Genomic DNA, 17053 nt, shown 5'->3' on the forward strand with positions numbered 1-17053 from the left:
GCCCGGCGGCGCTGTTGCGCTGTCAGGCTTCGCGCGAGCCGGGCGGAAGCTTCGCAAGCAGCCGGCCCAGCAGCTCGACATCGACCGGCTTCACCAGGTGATCGTCGAAGCCGGCTTCACGCGACCGGTTGCGGTCCTCGTCCTGGCCCCAGCCGGTGACCGCGATCAGGCGCATCGCGCCGCCCGCCGGCGACAACCGGATGCGGCGCGCGGCCTCGTAGCCGTTCAGGCGCGGCAGGCCGATGTCGAGCAGCACGACGTCGGGCAGCGTCCTCAGAGCCTTCTCCACAGCCTCCAGTCCATCGCGTGCCACCTCGGTCTCGTGCCCCTGAAGGCCGAGGAGAATCGCCAGCGAGTCGGCCGCATCCGCATTGTCGTCGACGACCAGAATCTTCCGCCGCTCGCCGCTCGACGAAAGCCGGGCGCCGCTCTCCTCGCCCGCGACAGATGCTGGCGCCGGTGCCGCAGATACCGCCGATACCGCGGCGACCGCGGATACCGGCACCATCGTCGGTTCGGAGGGCGGCGGCGCATCGGTAGCGCTGTCGAGCACCGACAGCACCGGGAAGTGAACGATGAATTCGCTGCCCTTGCCGATCCCGCCGCTACGGACTTCGACGCGCCCGCCGTGCATCTCGACCAACTGCTTGACGAGATTGAGCCCTATCCCCAGGCCCCCCTGGGTGCGCTCGAGGCTGGTGTCGATCTGCGAAAACATGTCGAACAGCCGGGGAAGATGCTCGGCCGCGATGCCGATGCCGTTGTCCTGGATCCGGACGATGGCATGGCCGTTCTCGACACCGACGGTGAGCCGGATCCGGCCTCCGCGCTGGGTGAACTTGCAGGCGTTGTTCAGGAGGTTGGCGATCGCCTGCGTGATCCGCACGGCGTCGCCGTCGACATGGAGCGGCGTATCCGGGATCTCGACGTCCAGCACCTGTTCGTTCTCCCTGCACATCGGGAGGCTGACCTCGATTGCCTGCTCGAGGGCCTGCCGCAGGTCCATCCGCGACCGCTGGAGCGCGAGCTTCCCTCGGCTGATCCGGGCGACATCCAGGAGGTCATCGATCAGCCGCACCAGATGCACCATCTGACGCTCGATCGCCCCCTGCGCCGCCGCGATCTCCGCTTCGCGGCCCCCGTGCCTGAGGATCGCCACCGAGTTGCGGATCGCCGCGAGCGGATTGCGGATCTCGTGCGCCAGCATGGCGAGGAACTCGTTCTTGCGGCGGTCGGTCTCCGAGAGCTCGCTGGCGAGCTGACGCAGTTGATGGGTCGAGGACCGCTCCTTGCTGACGTCCCGGAAGATCAATACGGCGCCAGCGATCCTGCCTTGAGAGTCGCGGATCGGGGCGGCGAGGTGGTCGATGGGCCGTTCGTCGCCGTCCCTGCCGATGAGCAGCGTCGGATGTGCCGGGCCGGCGTCGGCGCCCTCGCGCAGGGCGATCGCGGCAGGGTTGTCGAACGGCTCGCGGGTCTCCTCGTCAACGATCGGGAAGACCCGCTCGAGACGGCTGCCGGCGGCCTTCGAGGTCTCCCAGCCGGTGAGGCGCTCCGCCTCGGCGTTGAGGAAGACCACCCTGCCGAGAACATCGGTGCTGATCACGCCGTGGCCGATGCTCGCCAGGGTGACCCGCAGGGTCTCGCGCTGGCGTGCGATCTCGTCCGCGGCGGCTTCGCGGGCCCGCAGGGTCCGGTCGACCAGAAAAACGAAGGCACCCAGCGCCAGCAGACCCAGCACCCCCGCGGCCAGATTGAGGCTCTGCGACCGGCGATGACTCGCGTCGGCGCTCCGCAGCCGCTTCGCCAGGACCTCGTCCTCGGAGGCCTTCATCGCCACGATGAGCCCCTGGATCGAGGTCATCGTCTCCTTGCTGCGATTCGCGAGCAGCACACGGCGCGCCTCCAGCAGCCCTTTTCCTTTGCTGACCTGGACCACCTCATCCGTCTGCTTGAGGCGCTCGTTGACCAGCGCCCCGAGGCGCTGGACGAGCGCCCGTTGCCGCAGATCGTCCCAGCTCGCGGTCTTCAGCTCGTCGATGCGCTGCTCCGCGGCGGCCGCCGTAGTGGCATACATCGAGAGGAAGTCGGCGTCGCTGGTAAGAATGAAGCCGCGCTGCGCCGACTCGGATTCGAAGACGAGAGCGTAGATCTCGTCCAGACGGGCGATGACGTCGAGGGTGTGGATGACCCTGGCCGTCGCGCTGCGCTGATCCTCGCTGGTGTTTTGCGTGACGAAGATGTTGCCGATCATCAGGGCGAGGACCGCAGAGATACCCAGCAGGAGAGAGCCGGTGAAGATCTTTTCGCGGCGCTGCGCTTTCACCGTCCACCTCCGGAGGTTCGCTTCCGTCCGCCCCATCCGTTTCGAGCCCGCCGCACCGGAAGGCGCGCGGCCGTCGGGAGGACGCGAGTCTGTCAGGTCATCGACCTGGGCGGCGAAAACTGCGTCAGCTGCGTCTGCGGCCCACAACGAGGGCGACCACGAAGAGCACCAGGAAGACGAAGACAGCGACCTTGGCGAGCAGTGCTGCGGTGCCGGCGATCACGGCGAAACCGAGTACCGCCGCGATGACGGCGATGAGGAGGAAGGCGACGGCCCAGGACAGCATCAGTGGCTCCTCTCAGAGCTCGTTCGAATCGGATCGAGAAGCCTCCCGCAACGGCGGCAGCGCAGATGTCGATAGCAAGGAGAGTGCCAATCCGGCAGAACCGGAGCCGACGCGAAACCAGGCCGATACGGGCCCGAACTGCAGATCGAGAGGCTCGCGGCCGTCGCGGGACGGATTCCTTTGTAGAACCTGCGCCGCCCGCCTCCGCGCCTGCGCCAGCGTCCCGGACCGGCCGATCAGGGGACCACGAGAGACCACTGCGAGGCGTTCCCGGCCTCGAAGTCCCCGAGGAAGAGCGTCGTGGCGACGAAACAGCTCTGGACTCTGATGTCGTCGAGGTACCAGCCGTCGGGCGCCCGGCCGAGGCTGCCATCGGACGTCGCGCGGAAGCGAAAGTGCACGGTTTGCCCCGCCCAGGGGGCGAGATCGACGACCGAGCGCATCCAGTCCTGCGGATCGCCGCACCAGGCGGAGAGTCCCGCGGCCGGATTGCCACTGCCGAGCGGCCCGTCGTACGGATCGGTCAGGAGTCCGGCGGTGATCGGGGTGTAGGTCGCACCGCCATTGGTGGAGATTTCGAGCAGCCCGCCGTCCCAGCAGCCGCCGCTGCGGGGTTCGAAGGTCTGGTGATTCCAGAACTGCAGCGTGAGCGGCAGCTCGCCGCTGGGCAGCAGCATCGCCGGAGAGACCAGGCGCTGATCGGAGGTCGAGTCCACGTCCAGGGCACGCCAGGCGAAGGCGCCGGAGTGGACGCGCGCCGACGACTGCGCCCAGGTGTTGCCCGTGCCGCTCGAGGCCCAGTCGCCAATGCCCGCTTCGAAACCGTACTCGTAGATCGCGTTGGCGATGGCGCCGGTCGCGCAGTCTCCGGGCAGCGGCACGGTGGCGAGCGAGAAGGTCGGCGACACCGCCGATGCGCAGGGGTTGCTGGCGGTCACCCGCCAGTAGAGCTCCGCGTTCGAGGGCAGATCGCTCGCCGGGGTGTGGGTCGTGCCCGTGAGCGTGGCACTATGGACCGGGCTCGCGAAGTCGGCAGCATCGTCGACTTCGAGGAGATAGGAGGCGGCGCCGGCCGCCGGGCTCCAGGTGAAGGCCGGCCGCACCGCGACGTTGGTGGCGGCGTTCGCAGGCGTCGTGAGCGCGGGAGCGGCCGCTCCGGTCGTGAAGACCTGGAGCGTCGCCGTGTCACTGCGCTCGAGGCCGCTCGGCAGCGCCGTGCCGGTGACGGTGATCGTCGAGGCGCCGGCCGCGACACCTGTGGTCGTGACGGTCATCAACGAGGTGCCGGGTGGCGCCACGGGATTGGTCAGAAAGTCGACCGTGGAGCCGGCCGGGTTCCCCGATGCCGAGAGCGTCACCGGTTCGGAGAAATCTCCCAGCTGGTCGACCGCGATATCGAACAGCGCATTCGCCGGCGCGCAGACCGCCTGGCCCGACGGTGTCACGGCAGTCTGGAAACCGGCCTGCGAGAGGAGGAGGTTCACCGCCGCCAGGGCATCGATCCGGCCGGCACCGAAGGTGTTGTTCGGAAAGACGTTGGTATCCACGCCGCCACAGATCTGCGCGATGGCGGTCGGATGGAAGGCGCTCTGACGGATCACCTCTTCGAGCAGGTCGACCTCGCCGGCCGCTGCCGGCACCGCCGAGATCAACAACCCGACCAGGCCCGCGACGTGCGGGCCCGCCATCGAAGTGCCCGACTTGAAGCCGTAGCCGCCGCCCGGGAGCGCGGAGCGCACACTGTCTCCGGGCGCCGCGATGTCCGGCTTCATCCGGTTCGAGCCGTCCACGGTCACCGGGCCGCGGCTCGAGAAGCTCGAGGCTGCGTCGGACGACGTGGTCGAGCCGACCGAGAAGACGGCGTCATAGATGGCGGCCGGCGTATTCACGGTCGAGCACGACGAGCCGTCGTTGCCGGCCGAGACGGCGACGAAGATGCCGGCAGCACGCACGTTCTCGACCACCTGCTGCATGACGGCGAAGTTGCCCGGGTTGCAGCCTTCGGATTCCGGGCAGCCCCAGGAGTTGTTGATCACGTCCGGCGCCATCGCGGGGTTCGCGTTCTGCCCGGTGAGGTCGGTCGGCGCGATGAACCATTCGAAGCACTCGATGTAGGTGGTCGGGGTGCCAGCCCCCTCGTTCATGTTGCGGCAGCCGATCCAGCGCGCCCCCGGCGCCATGCCGACCTGATTCGTGGCGCCGTCGTCGCCGACCATGGTGCCCATGGTGTGGGTGCCGTGGTCGGTGTCGTCGCAAGGTACCTGGGAGTCCGCGCCGCAGTTGCTGCCGCCGGCGTGAATGGCGTCGTGCCAGTTGTAGTTGTGGTCAGCCACCGCGCCGTCCCACCCGCGGTACTGCTCCTTGAGCGCCGGGTGATCCCACTGATAGCCGGTGTCCTGGCCGGCGATGACGGCGCCCTGCCCGTTGTAGCCGGGCGGCAGGGCCCAGACGTCGTCGGCGTTGACCTTCAGGATGTTCCACTCGATCGCTTCCGGCGCCCGCGGCAGGAGGTCCTCCGGCTCGGCGACCGGCGGCTGGAGGATCAAACGCGGGTTGGTGTCGAGCCGCGCCACGTCACCGCGCGCCGCGAGCGCCTCGGCGAGCGCGCGGTCGCCCTCGACCCAGATGAAGTTCGCCGCCCAGAAGGAGCGGTGCGGGACGCCCCGCCGCGCGAGCTCGGCGAGGAGCGGCGCCTGCGTCCGGCGCGCCGTCGCGGTGAGGCTCTCGAAGACGAAGCGGCCCTTGGCTGCCTTGCCCGAAATTCCGCGGGCCGCGCCGAGGTCGGCCTGCTCGGCCATCACGATCAGCATTTCGGCCCGGCCGTCGGGGGCCTCGCCGAGGGCTCGAGCCAGAGCCGGGGAGATCTTGTCGGCGAACGCCGCAGGTGCGGCGGCTGCGGCGGGCGGCAGGGCGAGCGCGAGGGCCACGGCGAGAAATCGATGCATCGAGCCTCCGAAGCTGGACGAAAGGGTGCGGATCCTGATTCTATCGCGCACTTCGGGAGCGGGTCGGTGTAGGAGTTCACCCGGGTCGAACGGCGTCGGACAGGCTGGGGCGACGCCGCTCCCCTACTTCACGATGGCGCCCGGCTTCTCGTTGGGCGCGCAGTCGCGCAGCCACTTGGCGTCGAGGGTCATCGCGGTCGTCTTGCCCGCCGACTCCGACGTCACCTCGGCGTGGATCCGGCCGGTGAAGTCGCCGGTCGTCACGACCCGTCCGCTCGTCACCTCAGCGCCGATCTTGCAGGTCGAGTCGATGATCCAGGCCGGCCCGTCGCGGCGCACTTCGTAGCGCGAGCAGGCGGCGGCGGTGGTCTCCAGCACCTTCTTCTCGACCGCCGGGGAGAAACACATCCGGTGGGTGACCGGCGCGCCGCCGTCCATTGTCATCGTGGTCTCCCAGATGCCCGGCTTGCGGGTGGGGAAGTCGGCGGCGGCAGTGGCCGCGGCGAGCGGGAAGAGAGCGGCGAACGGCGAGAGGGCGAGCGTCAGTTGGAGGGCGAAGCGCGACATGCGTGGACTCCTCGAGGATCGGTGAGAGTGGAACAGGCGGGCGGACCGGAAGCGTCGTAGAGACGAACGCCATCCGCGCCGCCAAACGGACATGCGGCCGTCCGAACCACCAGCACCCGTCGGGCTGCCCCTGCCAGATCGTCGGAAACGACGGCCGGCCAGGCCCTTCGGTTGCGGAGTGTCCTCTTCGTGCCCCTTTCGGCGTCTCAGGTTCAAGGAGACCCCCATGCCCCATTCGAACGCCCGCTCTTGCAGAATCGCCATCGCTCTTCTCGTCGCCACGCCCTTTCTCGCTCCGGCCTTCGCAGTGACCCCGATCACGCCGCAGAAGACCGCCGGCAAGGTCACCGTCAACGGCAAGCCGCTGGCGGTGAACCACGCCTACCTCTTCCACGCCCCGGACAACTGGGAGGAGGGTGAGATCAATTCCGTCGTGATGATCACGGCGAAACCGCTCGACGAGGCGAAGCTCCGGCAGGCGAAGACGCTCGTCGAAGCGCTGCAGTTCGCCCCGCAGCGGGTCGTCGTCGAGGCGCGGTCCGGCGGCAAGGCGGACATCTCGATCTGCCACCCGGAGTTCGGCGACGGCATGTGCTACTCGACCACCGTTTCGGGCGACGACGAGTGGAAAGTGGAACCCGCCGTGGCGGGGCACTTCGCCGGCCGCCTGCGGGTCTTCGGCGGCCAGGCCTGGAAGGTGTTCGAGAAGTACGACCTCTTCTACGACCTGACCTTCGACGCCGCGCCGGTCGCCGACTTCAAGAACCGACGCTAGACAGCCCACCCTCTGGGGTGTGGACACCTCCCGGTGGCAGGCCGACCCTTGAGGGAGCGGCCGATTCCGGCCGGGAGGTGTTCATGCCCCGAAGCCGCTCCGCAGTTCTCCTCTCTTCTCTACTCTCCCTCGCCTGCCTCTTCGCCGGCCCGCTCGCCGGACAGGGGGCACCCAGAGTCAGTGACGAAGCCCTGGGCACCCAGCCGTACGACGCGTTCGAGCGTCCGGCAGCGTGTGCCACCTGTCACATCGACATCGCCCGGCAGCACGAGCAGGCGATGATGTCGCAGGCGTACACGCATGCCTGGGACGAGATCGAGTACTTCGAGCTCGCCGTCCTGCACGCAGAGAAGGAGGCCAAGGTCGCCGGTGTCAAGGCCGGCTGCAACGGCTGCCACGCGCCGCTCGCCTTCCTCGCCGGCGACATTCCGCCGCAGCGCCCGGAGAAGGGTAGCCGCGCCAACGAATCGGTGTCGTGCGACCTTTGCCACACGGTGACCGGCTTCAGCGGCGACGTGCCGGTCAACTTCAACTGGACGATCTCTCCCGGCAAGGTCAAGCAGGGCCCGCGCGCCGGCGCGGTGAGTCCGCACCACGAGACGCGCGAGAACCCGTTCCTGCGCAGCGCCGAGTTCTGCGGCACCTGCCACAACGAGAAGAATCCGTGGGGGCTGTTCGTCAAGTCGACGCACCTCGAGTGGAAAGAGGGGCCACACGGCCGCGGAGGCGTCGTCTGCCAGGAGTGCCATATGCCGCCGGCGCCGGGGCGTAGCGCCCGCATGGGGGCCGAGCTTCCGGACGTCCGTCAGCACCTCTTCCACGGCGCGCACGACCCCGGCAAGCTCGCCGGCGTCGCCGAAGTGCGGATCCACCCGGAGACGCGGGAGGCCGAGCCCGGGGACACCCTGAAGATGACCGCCGTGGTGGTCAACGCCAAGGCAGGGCACAAGATCCCCAGCGGCTCGGCCGAGGAGCGCGTTCTCTGGCTGCACGTCGAAGCCACCGACGCCGCCGGCAAGAGCTACCACCTGGCGGTCGACCCCAAGGGGTTCAAGGACGAGGAGCTCACGATTGCGTCGGCGAGCGCGCTCGCCTACCAGGACATCGGCGACATCCGGGACATCGCCGGGTTCGCCGGCCTCAAGCGCGACGGCACCTACGAGACCATGGCCGCAGGCGACCGGATCTTCCGCCTGCCGTATCTCGACGCCAAGGGCCGGATGACGATCGCGCAATGGGCGACCGCATCGTTCGCCACCGACTACCGCCTGGCGCCGCTCCAGGCGGTCGCCGAGACCTACACCTGGAAGCTGCCGCAGGAGATGGCCGCCGGACCGGTGACGGTGAGGGCGAGCCTCTACTACTCGCGCCTGGTCTCGTCGGTCGGCGAGTTCCTCAAGGTCCCCGCCGAGGAGTACGCGCCGGTGACCCTCAACTTCCACGAAACGACTTTCACCGTTCTTCAGTGACGGAGCCCGCGATGACCTATACCCGCTCGTTCGTCCTGTCGTTGCTCGCGGTGGCCGTGCTGCTGGCGGTCACCGTCACCGATGACGCCGGCGCCATTCCGGCTTTCGCCCGCAAGTACCAGATCTCGTGCAGCACCTGCCATGCGCCGTTCCCCCGCCTGAAGCCGTTCGGCGAGGAGTTCGCGGCCCGCGGCTTCCGCATGGAGGACCCCACCAAGGAGCCCTCCCGGGCGACGTTCGACGTCGGCGACCCGCTGCTCAAGCTGGTGCGCGACGTGCCGCTCGCGGTGCGCATGGACGCCTGGGCCTCGTACGAGGACAACGGCGGTCCGCAGACCGACTTCGAGTGGCCCTGGTCGCTCAAGCTCCTCTCCGGCGGGCCGATCACCGAGAAGATCTCCTACTACTTCTACGCCATCTTCGAGCAGGGCGAGTCGGTCAAGCTGGAGGACACCTTCTTCCAGTTCAACGACCTCTTCGGTCTGCCGGTCGACATGGTGGTCGGGCAGTTCCAGCTCTCCGATTCGCTGTTCAAGCGCGAGCTGCGGCTCGAGCGCAACGACTACACGATCTTCAAGACCCGCGTCGGCGTGCTGCCGAGCAACCTGACCTACGACCGCGGCATGGTGCTCACCTGGCACGCCCCCGCCGCCGTCGAGGTCGTCGGGCAGATCGTCAACGGCAACGGCATCGAGGCGGCGGAGAACGGCAACTTCGACGACAACGACTTCAAGAACACGGCGCTGCGTCTCGCGCGGCAGTTCGGACCGGTGCGCGTCGGCGCCTTCGGCTACTGGGGCAAGGAGGAGCTCGTCGATGGACCGTCGACGAGCTTCACCTACCTCGGTCCCGACCTCGCCATCGAGATCTCCGAGAAATGGCAGTTGAACGCCATCTATCTCGAGCGCAGCGACGAGGATCCGTTCCTGGTCGGGCGCACCGGACCGGATCTGAAAACCGAGGGCGGATTCGCCGAGCTGATCTTCCTCCCCGGCGGCCCGGACGGCCGCTGGGCGATCGCGGGGCTCTACAACAAAGTGGATTCGGACGTCCTCGAGTCGCAGGCCGAGAACGTCTCTCTGACGCTCTCCTACCTCCTGGCGCGCAACATGCGGGCGAACGGCGAGATCTACCACGATCTCGATCTCGACGACGACCGGGTGAGCTTCGGCCTGATCGCGGCGTTCTGAAGAGCTGACTTCGTTGGCGGCTGCGGCGGGGTCGACGATGTCGGCACGCCCCGGCCGCCGCCCGCCGGCCGCCACTGTCCTTGGTCGTCGGTAGCCATCGGCTGCCGCAGGCAGTCGTCGGCCGGCATCGGCAACCCTTGGCGGCCCCTGCGCTTCGCGGTCCGGATTGCTATCCTCGCTCCCGATGAGCGTCCGAAAGGTCTTCGAGAAAGTCTCCGATGCCGTCGGCGATACGCCGATGGTGCGTTTGCGCCGGGCGGTGCCCGGCTTCGCGGGTGAGGTCTACGCCAAGCTCGAGTACATGAACCCGATGGGCAGCATCAAAGACCGCATCGCCCGCCACATGGTCGAGCAGGCGATGGCCGACGGCCGGCTCGCGGCCGGCGGCACGGTCGTCGAGGCGTCGTCGGGCAACACCGCCATGGGTCTCGCGATGATGGCGATCGAGTACGACCTGCGCTGCGTCATGGTGGTGAGGAAGCAGACCAGCCCCGAGAAGATCGACGCCCTGCGGGCCATGGGCGTCGAGCTCGTGCTGGTCGACGGCGACCTGCCCCCCGAGCATCCGGAGAGCTACAACCGGATGGCCCGCCGCCTCGCCGCCGAGATCCCCGGCGCCTACTTTCCCGACCAGCACAACGACCGGGCGAACAACGAGGCGCACTACCGCTCGACCGGCCCCGAGATCTGGCGCCAGATGGAGGGCCGCATCGACTGGTTCGTCGCCGGCATCGGCACCGGCGGCACGGTCTCCGGCGTGGCGCGCTATCTCAAGGAGCAGGACCCGAACGTGAAGGTGCTGGCGGTCGACATCGCCGGCTCGGTGTTCCTCGACCACTTCAAGCACGGCCGCCGCGTGACGCCGCAGCGAACTCTCGTCGAGGGCCTGGGCGACGAAGAGATCATCGGCTGCCCCGAATGGGAGCGCCTCGACGACATGGTGCAGGCGACCGACCGCGACGCCATCCTCGCCGCCCGCGAGCTCGCCCGCACCGAAGCGATCTTCGCCGGCGGCTCCTCCGGCGCCAGCCTCTGGGGCGTCCGCCAGCTCGCTGCCCGCCTCACCGCGACCGACGGTGCCGGCGCTGGAGTGCGCATCGCCACCCTGTTCGCCGACTCCGGCAACCGCTACCTCTCGACGATCTACAGCGACCCCTGGATCGCCCGCCAGGGGTGGAGCTAGCCGCCGCTCCTGCTATCTTCCGCTTCTTGGAGGCGAGAGGTATGGGCAAGGAGAGGACGGGGCCGGCGCGCTGGGTGTTCGAAGCCCGACAGGCGCTGGCGGACCATCGCTTCCGGGTGCGTCAGGCCGGCGAACTGCCGGCGCCGGCGCCGCGCGAGCAGGGCGACGCGAGCGCGCCGCTCATCTGCAAGGCAGTTTTCGAAGAGGTCTGCGTGCTCGCCAACGGCGACGTCGTCTGTTCGTGCGCCGACTCGGTTGGGCTGCGGGTCTACGGCAATATCCGAAAGCAGCCACTCGGGGAGATCCTGGCTGGGCCGATGTTCCGCGAGATCCGCGAGTGGCAGCTCGCCTCGCGGCCGGACCGCTGGTGCCCGGCGATCTCCGGCGACTGCCCGCTGCGCGTCCACCGCGCGACGCCGCTCGATACGGTGGAGGGCCATCTGCCGCGCATGCTGCAGCTCGAGCCGACGTCGCACTGCAATTTGAAGTGCCCCGCCTGCCCGGTCACCGAGTTCGGCACGGACCCGCGCTACACCGCGGACCGGACCGGGTCGCTGACCCTCGCCGAGATGATCGCCATCTTCGAGCAGCTCCCGTCGCTCGAGAAGGTCCTGTTCTACAACTACGGCGAAGCGTTCCTGCACGCCGACGCGCTGCCGCTCCTGCGCTGGCTGCGGCAGAACCGGCCGCAGCTCGCGATCCACATCAGCACCAACGCTCTGGCGCTCACCGCGGCGCGGGTGCGCGAAGTCGTCGCCGAGCGCCTGGTCGACCGGATGCTGTTCGCGATCGACGGCGCCCGCGCCGAGAGCTACGCTCGCTACCGCGTCGGCGGCAAGCTCGACAAGGCGCTCGGCGCGATGCGCCAGATGGTCGCCGAAGCGAACGCCGCCGGAACGCGCGACCGTTTCGAGATCTGGTGGCAGTACATCCTGTTCGAATGGAACGACTCCGACGAAGAGCTCGCGGAGGCGCGCGAGATCGCCGCCGGCATCGGCGTGCCGATCGAGTGGGTGGTGACCCACACACCCGGGGCCTCGCAGCGCTATCTCCCGGGGAGCGAGGCGCTGGCGGCGCTGGTCGGTGGCGAGCGTGCCTTCCGGGCGCTCTCCTGCGACTTGAAGGGCGCCGAGATCGTCCGCGCCGGCGGCTACGAGGCGCTGCGCCACCGCGCCGGAATCCGGCCGCGGATCACGGCTCTGCGCGGACGCCCGGGCGAACGGGTCCTTCTGCCAGTGACGGTGCGCCATGAAGGGCTCGCGGTCTGGGGCGGCCCCGGCGCCGGCTCGTTCCGCCTCGGCGTGCGGCTTCTCGACGGCGACGGCAGGGTTCTGGGCGAGCTCAGAGGCGTGCAGATTCCGCCTGGCGTACTGCCGGGAGCCGAGCTCACCTTCTTCGTGGAGGTCGACCTGCCGCAGTCGCTCGGCGCCTTCCACCTGCTGCTCGACCTGGTCGAGGAGGGCGTCTGCTGGTTCTCCGAGCGCGGTGGGAGCCCGGCGATCTGCGATCTCGCCGTCATCGCGGCGGCCGAAGCGACTCTCCGCCCGCCCGACCTCGTCGAACCGGCCCTCGCCGCCCTGGCGAGCGCGGTGGCGAACGCCGATCTCTCCGAAGCGCGCGCCAAGCTCGCCTCGGGCGGCGCCGTGGAAGACCTCCTCGTGCTCCTGCGCAGCCGCGACACCCTGCCCCTCACCGCCGAGCTCGACCTGCGCTCCCGGCTCGGGGCGGCTGTCGGCCCCGGTGAGCCGAACGCGCGCCAGCTGCAGGCAGCGAGGTAGATCGAGCGACGAACGCGCTACTTTTCGGCAGAGTCCTCGCGAAAGGTAGGTTTTTCGACTCGCCTAGCTGGATTTCGACTTCCTGCCCCGGCCCCTTTTCCAACTCAGGGAGAGGCCCCGCTCGGGCAGGGGGCGGTCCGCCACCCAGGCTCAGGAGGGGGGCAAGTAGCGACGGGTCATCGGAATCCAGCACCGCACCGCGGCGCGGTAGTTATCGAACTCGGCACCGAACTTCGTCGCCAGTTCGTCTTCCTCGGCCGGACGCACCAGAGCTTGCCAGATGAGGCCTCCGGTCAAGACGTAGGCGACGACGGCATACGACCCGAAGAGCAGGCCCGAAGCCGCTCCCTGAGCCAGTCCCGCGACCACCATCGGATTTCTCAGGTGGCCGTAGGGGCCGTTCGTCACCAGACGATTCGTGGCGTCCATCGGAAGCGGTGTGCCCCGACCGTGCGCTGCGAGGGCCCAGCCGCTCGCGAGGCCGAGAAGACTCGCCAGCGTCAGGAGTAGCCAACCCGCAACATCCCGTCCAGGGAAAGCCAGCGGCGGCACCCCGAGTGCGCGCTCGACATGGGCGATACCGGCCGGGACGAACAGGAGAAAGAACGTCCAGAACACCAGAATCTGCCCTGCGGTAGCCGCGACGTTCCGCGTCGGCGAGGCCGGCGTCGCCCGGCGGAAGATGGGCACGACGCCGGCGCTGCCATCGAGCGCGGCGATGGTGGACAGGAGCGCAGCCGGAGCCATCGCGACGACGCTCACCCATCCTCCGCCGCGCAGCGCCGCCCAGGCGATGCAGTAGAGGGTCGCGTAGTCCATCGCGCCGGCCACGAGCCAGCCCAGGGGCATGGCCCAACTCGACTGCGTGAGCGCGAGCCCGCCGGCCGCAACCGAGCCGAGGACGAGCAGGAAAAGATCGGGAGCCGCGAAGGCGAGGAGCTCGACCTCGGAGGCCCCGGGCGGCCGAAAGTCGGCCCTCGACTCCGGGAGCGCCCAGAGTAGGATCCACCAGGCGCCGACCAGGAGGCCTTGAAACAGGAAATAGAAACCGGCGAACCGAGTGCGGGAAAAGGAGCGATTCGCTGTCCGCATCGGAGAAAAAACTCTAGCACCCGAGCTCGGTGAAGCAGGCGAGGCAACCCTGGAGCGGACCGGCCGCTTCGACTTACCAGCGCCGGCCGACGAGGCCGCGCAGCGCCTGCAGCCACCGCCAGCCTCGGGACGAGCGCATCGTCGCGAGCTCCGCTCGCAGGGCGGCGATCTCCCGGGCGGCGGCGCCAGCGCCGCGGGGCGCGGCGGGGGCGGCCGCGCCGAGGCGAATCGGCGGCGCGAATCCGCCCGGCGGCACCTCGCGATCGTGGGCGAGCGGCCGCGCGACGAGGGCGGTGAAGTCGCTGTCGAGGAAGCCGGAATCGACGAGCACGGCCTCGAAGGCGGCGAGGAGGCGGAGGATCGCGGCGTCCTTCTCGTCCTCGGAGTCGAAGTTGTGGATGATGTTCTCGAGCAGCAGGTTGAGGATCGTCCCGCCGTAGTCGACGCGGACCGTGATCTCGAATCGCCGCTCGACCTCGGACAGGATGAGATCGGACCGGATCGCCTCCGACGGGTCGACCCGGTTCCAGAACTCGACCGGCCAGACGGCATAGTCGCGCTTCAGGACGCCGTTCGCCGTATCCCGGCGTAGCGACTCCGGCAGCGCCGCGAGCAGGGCGCGGACGGTCTCGACCTGCGCTTCGGGATACTGGAACTGGCGCGGTCCGACGAATTCATTGAGCAGGAGGGCCCCTCCCGGCGCGAGCCCGCGGCGGACGGCCTCGAGCCCCGCCGGGAGCTCGCGCACGTGATGCAGCGCCATGTTCATCAGGATGACGTCGAAGGCGCCGGGAGGCAGGGTGAAGTCGTCGAGGTCGATCGGTTCGAAAGTGAGCTGGTGGAGGCCCTCCGCCGCCGTCGATCGCCGGGCGAGCTCGAGCGACGCCGGCGAGGCATCGAAGCCGACGAGCGATTCGAAGAGCCCGAGACGTGCCGCGCCCATCTCCTCCCCGGCGGCGCCGCACCCCAGACTCGCCCACCGCCCTCCTTTGGGGACGCCGCCGCGCGTCATCAGCCCTTCGAGCCAGTTCCGGTGCGGCGCTCCCGACAGGCGGGCCTGGAACACCTCGCCGAAGAGAAGCTGCGAATCGAGCCAGCCCTGGAGGGGGTTCCGCGCCCGGACGCAGGCCGTCTCGTCCCAGCGTTGCGCGACGCGCGGGTCCGCGCTGCCGGAGACCGAGGAGGCTGCAGGGATGTCGGACACCCGGCGGCGCGTCTATCTCGGCGGCGGCTTCTGCGCCTCGCCGGTCATCGGCACGAAGCGCACCGGGGCGACGTTCTTCCTCTCGATCCCGTTGGCCGTGCGGGTGTAGACCAGCAGGTCCTGGAAGAACGAGCCGACCGGAATCACCAGCTTGCCGCCGACTTTCAGTTGATCGAGGAGGGGCTGGGGGACCTTCTCCGGCGCCGCGGTGACCAGGATACCGTCGAACGGGGCCGCTTCCGGCCAGCCGGCATAGCCGTCTCCGACGCGGAAGTGGATGTTGTCGTAGCCGAGCCCGTCGATCGCCTTGCGGGCGCCCTCCGAGAGCGCGCCGAGGATCTCGATGGTGTAGACCTCGCCAGCCACCTTGGAGAGCACCGCCGCCTGGTAGCCCGAGCCGGTGCCGATCTCGAGGACCCGCTCGCCGCCCTTGAGGTCGAGGAGAGAGGTCATGAGGGCCACGATGTAGGGCTGGGAGATCGTCTGCTGCGAGCCGATCGGCAGCGGAAAGTCCTCGTAGGCCTGCGGCCGTACCTTCTCGGGGACGAAGAGGTGGCGCGGCACCTGCCCCATGGCGTCGAGCACCCGGGCGTCGGAGACGCCGCGGTCGCGCACGACCTCGACCATCTGCTGCCTTCGCATTGTCGCAAGGTCCTCCTGGGCGGCGGCCGGCAGCGCGGCGAAGCTGGCGCAGGCGAACAGAAGCGCGACGCCGAGGCGCCGGGAGCAGGCTGAGAGGCGTCGAGGCTCGAACACGGTGGAGTGCATTCTGGCTGGGGCAGGCTGCAAAGTTCAAGCCATGGCCCGGCGCCTTTGGGCATCGGGCGGCAACCGACTCGATCGGCCGTCATCTTGGGGCATCGGCCGACATCTACCGATTGCTAGGATGCGAGGGTGAATCCCGGTCAACTCTCACTCGCCGAAATCGTCGAACGAAGCGAACACCTTCTGCGACTCTCCCCCGCCGACGCCACGATCCTCAGCTGGATCGAGACCTCCTCGAGTGTCGCGAACGAAAGCGCCCGCAGCCGGCGGGCCGAGGCCAGCGCTTCGCGCGTCGTCGTCGTGCGGGTGCGCGAGGGGCGGCGAACCGGACTCGCTCGCGGCGCGGCGAGTGACGTCGGCGAGCTGCAAGCGACCCTCCGGCAGGCGCTGGCCGTCGCCCGCGGAGCGTCGATCTCGCCCGACTGGGAGTGGCCGCGCGGCTCCGAAGAGCCGGTCGCGGCCGCCTCCCTGGCCGTGCTCCACGACGCCGAAACGGCGGCGCTTGCCCCTCCGGCCGTCCTCCAGCGGCTGCAGCAGCTTTCCGACAAGCGCTCGGCGCTGCGCTGCTCCTGGACGGAGCGCAATCTGGTCGTGGCGGCGACCGGGCGACCGCTGCGCGCCGCGAGCGCCACCGAGATCAGCCTCGAAGCGCGCACCGGCCGGCGGCCCGGGTCGGGATTCGCAGCGGCGTCGAGCCGCTCGCTCGCCTCCCTGGCGATCGAAGCGTTGATCGCCCGCGCCCAGAGACTGCAGGCGACCGAGATCTCCGAGGCGGTTCCGGAGCCCGGAGCTCCAGCGGTGCTCGCTCCCGAGGCGGCCGTGGCTCTGCTCGAGCTCGTGGCGCGAGAGGTGTTCTCGGGCCGGCGCTTCCTGGCCGGTCAGGGGCCGCTCGCCGATCCCTCGGAGCGCCGTCCGCTCTCGTCCGTCGTCCGGCTGATCGACGAGCCGGGCGAGGCGATGGCGCTCGGCTTCCCGTTCGACTACGACGGTGTTCTCAAACGCCGCCGCGAGCTCGTGCACGATGGCGAGCTCGGGGGACCGGTGCTCGACCTCGAGCTCGCGGCCCGCTGCGGCCGGCATTCCACCGGACACAGCGTCGCCGGCGAGGATGCCATCCCCGGGCATCCGCAATGGCTGGCGGGCGAAGAGGACGAGGCTGGTCTCCTCGCGCGCTCGGAGGGCGGGATCCGCATCGGGTCGATCGAGAACCTGCGCTGCCTTCCCGGCCCCGGGCTGCCGTTCCGTGGCGTCGCCAGAAGCGTCCGGCGGATCGCAGCCGGCGGCGCGCTCGCGGCCGCGCTGCCGCCGTTGATCTGGACCGGAAAGCTCCTCGACCTGCTCGCCGCGGTCGACGGCTGCGCGCGGGAGCGGGTGCTCTGGGTTCCAGGGACGCACCGCTCGGCCGCCGTCGCGCCCGCACTGCGCCTCGCCGCGGTGGGCGAAATGACCCCGTCGCGCGAGGCGCGCGGCTAG

13 protein-coding genes are annotated in these 17053 nt (G+C 69.6%); 6 read left to right on the forward strand and 7 right to left on the reverse strand.

Annotation, left to right across the window (positions count from 1 at the left end; translation table 11 throughout):
* Positions 1 to 22: 22 nt before the first annotated feature.
* The 4 genes from KBI44_00160 to KBI44_00175 all read right to left on the reverse strand — a co-directional run bounded on the left by KBI44_00160 (position 23) and on the right by KBI44_00175 (position 6124).
* Complete coding sequence (locus KBI44_00160; protein MBP9142866.1) at positions 23 to 2326, reverse strand: CHASE3 domain-containing protein; 2304 nt, start codon at positions 2324 to 2326, stop codon at positions 23 to 25.
* Positions 2327 to 2450: 124 nt separating this feature from the next.
* Positions 2451 to 2612 (reverse strand): DUF1328 domain-containing protein, encoded by a 162-nt coding sequence (locus KBI44_00165; protein MBP9142867.1) that lies wholly within the window; start codon positions 2610 to 2612, stop codon positions 2451 to 2453.
* Positions 2613 to 2848: 236 nt separating this feature from the next.
* Positions 2849 to 5557, reverse strand: coding sequence for a S8 family serine peptidase (locus KBI44_00170; protein MBP9142868.1), 2709 nt, complete (start codon positions 5555 to 5557; stop codon positions 2849 to 2851).
* Between the two features lie 123 nt (positions 5558 to 5680).
* Positions 5681 to 6124 carry a DUF3617 family protein gene (locus KBI44_00175; protein MBP9142869.1) on the reverse strand — a complete coding sequence of 148 codons (444 nt, stop codon included), beginning with the start codon at positions 6122 to 6124 and terminating at the stop codon, positions 5681 to 5683.
* Between the two features lie 226 nt (positions 6125 to 6350).
* Between KBI44_00175 and KBI44_00180 the strand changes: the two genes are divergently transcribed.
* The 5 genes from KBI44_00180 to KBI44_00200 all read left to right on the forward strand — a co-directional run bounded on the left by KBI44_00180 (position 6351) and on the right by KBI44_00200 (position 12519).
* Positions 6351 to 6899: a hypothetical protein gene (locus KBI44_00180; protein ID MBP9142870.1), complete on the forward strand. Its 549-nt coding sequence runs from the start codon at positions 6351 to 6353 to the stop codon at positions 6897 to 6899.
* Positions 6900 to 6982: 83 nt separating this feature from the next.
* A complete protein-coding gene (locus KBI44_00185) occupies positions 6983 to 8368 on the forward strand; it encodes a hypothetical protein (protein ID MBP9142871.1) in 1386 nt (461 codons plus the stop codon).
* A gap of 11 nt (positions 8369 to 8379) precedes the next feature.
* On the forward strand, positions 8380 to 9558 hold the full coding sequence (locus KBI44_00190) for a hypothetical protein (GenBank protein ID MBP9142872.1): 1179 nt from the start codon (positions 8380 to 8382) through the stop codon (positions 9556 to 9558).
* Positions 9559 to 9742: 184 nt separating this feature from the next.
* Positions 9743 to 10741: a cysteine synthase family protein gene (locus tag KBI44_00195; GenBank protein ID MBP9142873.1), complete on the forward strand. Its 999-nt coding sequence runs from the start codon at positions 9743 to 9745 to the stop codon at positions 10739 to 10741.
* A gap of 41 nt (positions 10742 to 10782) precedes the next feature.
* Positions 10783 to 12519, forward strand: a complete 1737-nt coding sequence (locus KBI44_00200) for an SPASM domain-containing protein (protein MBP9142874.1) — start codon at positions 10783 to 10785, stop codon at positions 12517 to 12519.
* Positions 12520 to 12669: 150 nt separating this feature from the next.
* On the opposite strand, the gene KBI44_00205 is transcribed toward KBI44_00200, so the two are convergent.
* The 3 genes from KBI44_00205 to KBI44_00215 form a co-directional block, all read right to left on the reverse strand.
* Positions 12670 to 13611, reverse strand: a complete 942-nt coding sequence (locus KBI44_00205; GenBank protein ID MBP9142875.1) for an isoprenylcysteine carboxylmethyltransferase family protein — start codon at positions 13609 to 13611, stop codon at positions 12670 to 12672.
* A 73-nt stretch (positions 13612 to 13684) separates the two neighbouring features.
* A complete protein-coding gene (locus KBI44_00210) occupies positions 13685 to 14815 on the reverse strand; it encodes a class I SAM-dependent methyltransferase (GenBank protein MBP9142876.1) in 1131 nt (376 codons plus the stop codon).
* A 12-nt stretch (positions 14816 to 14827) separates the two neighbouring features.
* Entirely contained in the window at positions 14828 to 15457 is a 630-nt protein-coding gene (locus KBI44_00215) for a protein-L-isoaspartate(D-aspartate) O-methyltransferase (protein ID MBP9142877.1), read from the reverse strand.
* Positions 15458 to 15709: 252 nt separating this feature from the next.
* Between KBI44_00215 and KBI44_00220 the strand changes: the two genes are divergently transcribed.
* Complete coding sequence (locus KBI44_00220; GenBank protein ID MBP9142878.1) at positions 15710 to 17053, forward strand: hypothetical protein; 1344 nt, start codon at positions 15710 to 15712, stop codon at positions 17051 to 17053.

This window comes from Thermoanaerobaculia bacterium (assembly GCA_018057705.1).
GTDB lineage: Bacteria > Acidobacteriota > Thermoanaerobaculia > Multivoradales > JAGPDF01 > JAGPDF01.

Excerpts from the sequence above, each read along its gene's own strand:
- KBI44_00165 (MBP9142867.1), bottom strand. The coding sequence starts at position 2,612 with ATGCTGTCCTGGGCCGTCGCCTTCCTCCTCATCGCCGTCATCGCGGCG.
- KBI44_00170 (MBP9142868.1), bottom strand. The coding sequence starts at position 5,557 with ATGCATCGATTTCTCGCCGTGGCCCTCGCGCTCGCCCTGCCGCCCGCC.
- KBI44_00175 (MBP9142869.1), bottom strand. The coding sequence starts at position 6,124 with ATGTCGCGCTTCGCCCTCCAACTGACGCTCGCCCTCTCGCCGTTCGCC.
- KBI44_00180 (MBP9142870.1), top strand. The coding sequence starts at position 6,351 with ATGCCCCATTCGAACGCCCGCTCTTGCAGAATCGCCATCGCTCTTCTC.
- KBI44_00185 (MBP9142871.1), top strand. The coding sequence starts at position 6,983 with ATGCCCCGAAGCCGCTCCGCAGTTCTCCTCTCTTCTCTACTCTCCCTC.
- KBI44_00190 (MBP9142872.1), top strand. The coding sequence starts at position 8,380 with ATGACCTATACCCGCTCGTTCGTCCTGTCGTTGCTCGCGGTGGCCGTG.
- KBI44_00195 (MBP9142873.1), top strand. The coding sequence starts at position 9,743 with ATGAGCGTCCGAAAGGTCTTCGAGAAAGTCTCCGATGCCGTCGGCGAT.
- KBI44_00200 (MBP9142874.1), top strand. The coding sequence starts at position 10,783 with ATGGGCAAGGAGAGGACGGGGCCGGCGCGCTGGGTGTTCGAAGCCCGA.
- KBI44_00205 (MBP9142875.1), bottom strand. The coding sequence starts at position 13,611 with ATGCGGACAGCGAATCGCTCCTTTTCCCGCACTCGGTTCGCCGGTTTC.
- KBI44_00215 (MBP9142877.1), bottom strand. The coding sequence starts at position 15,457 with ATGCGAAGGCAGCAGATGGTCGAGGTCGTGCGCGACCGCGGCGTCTCC.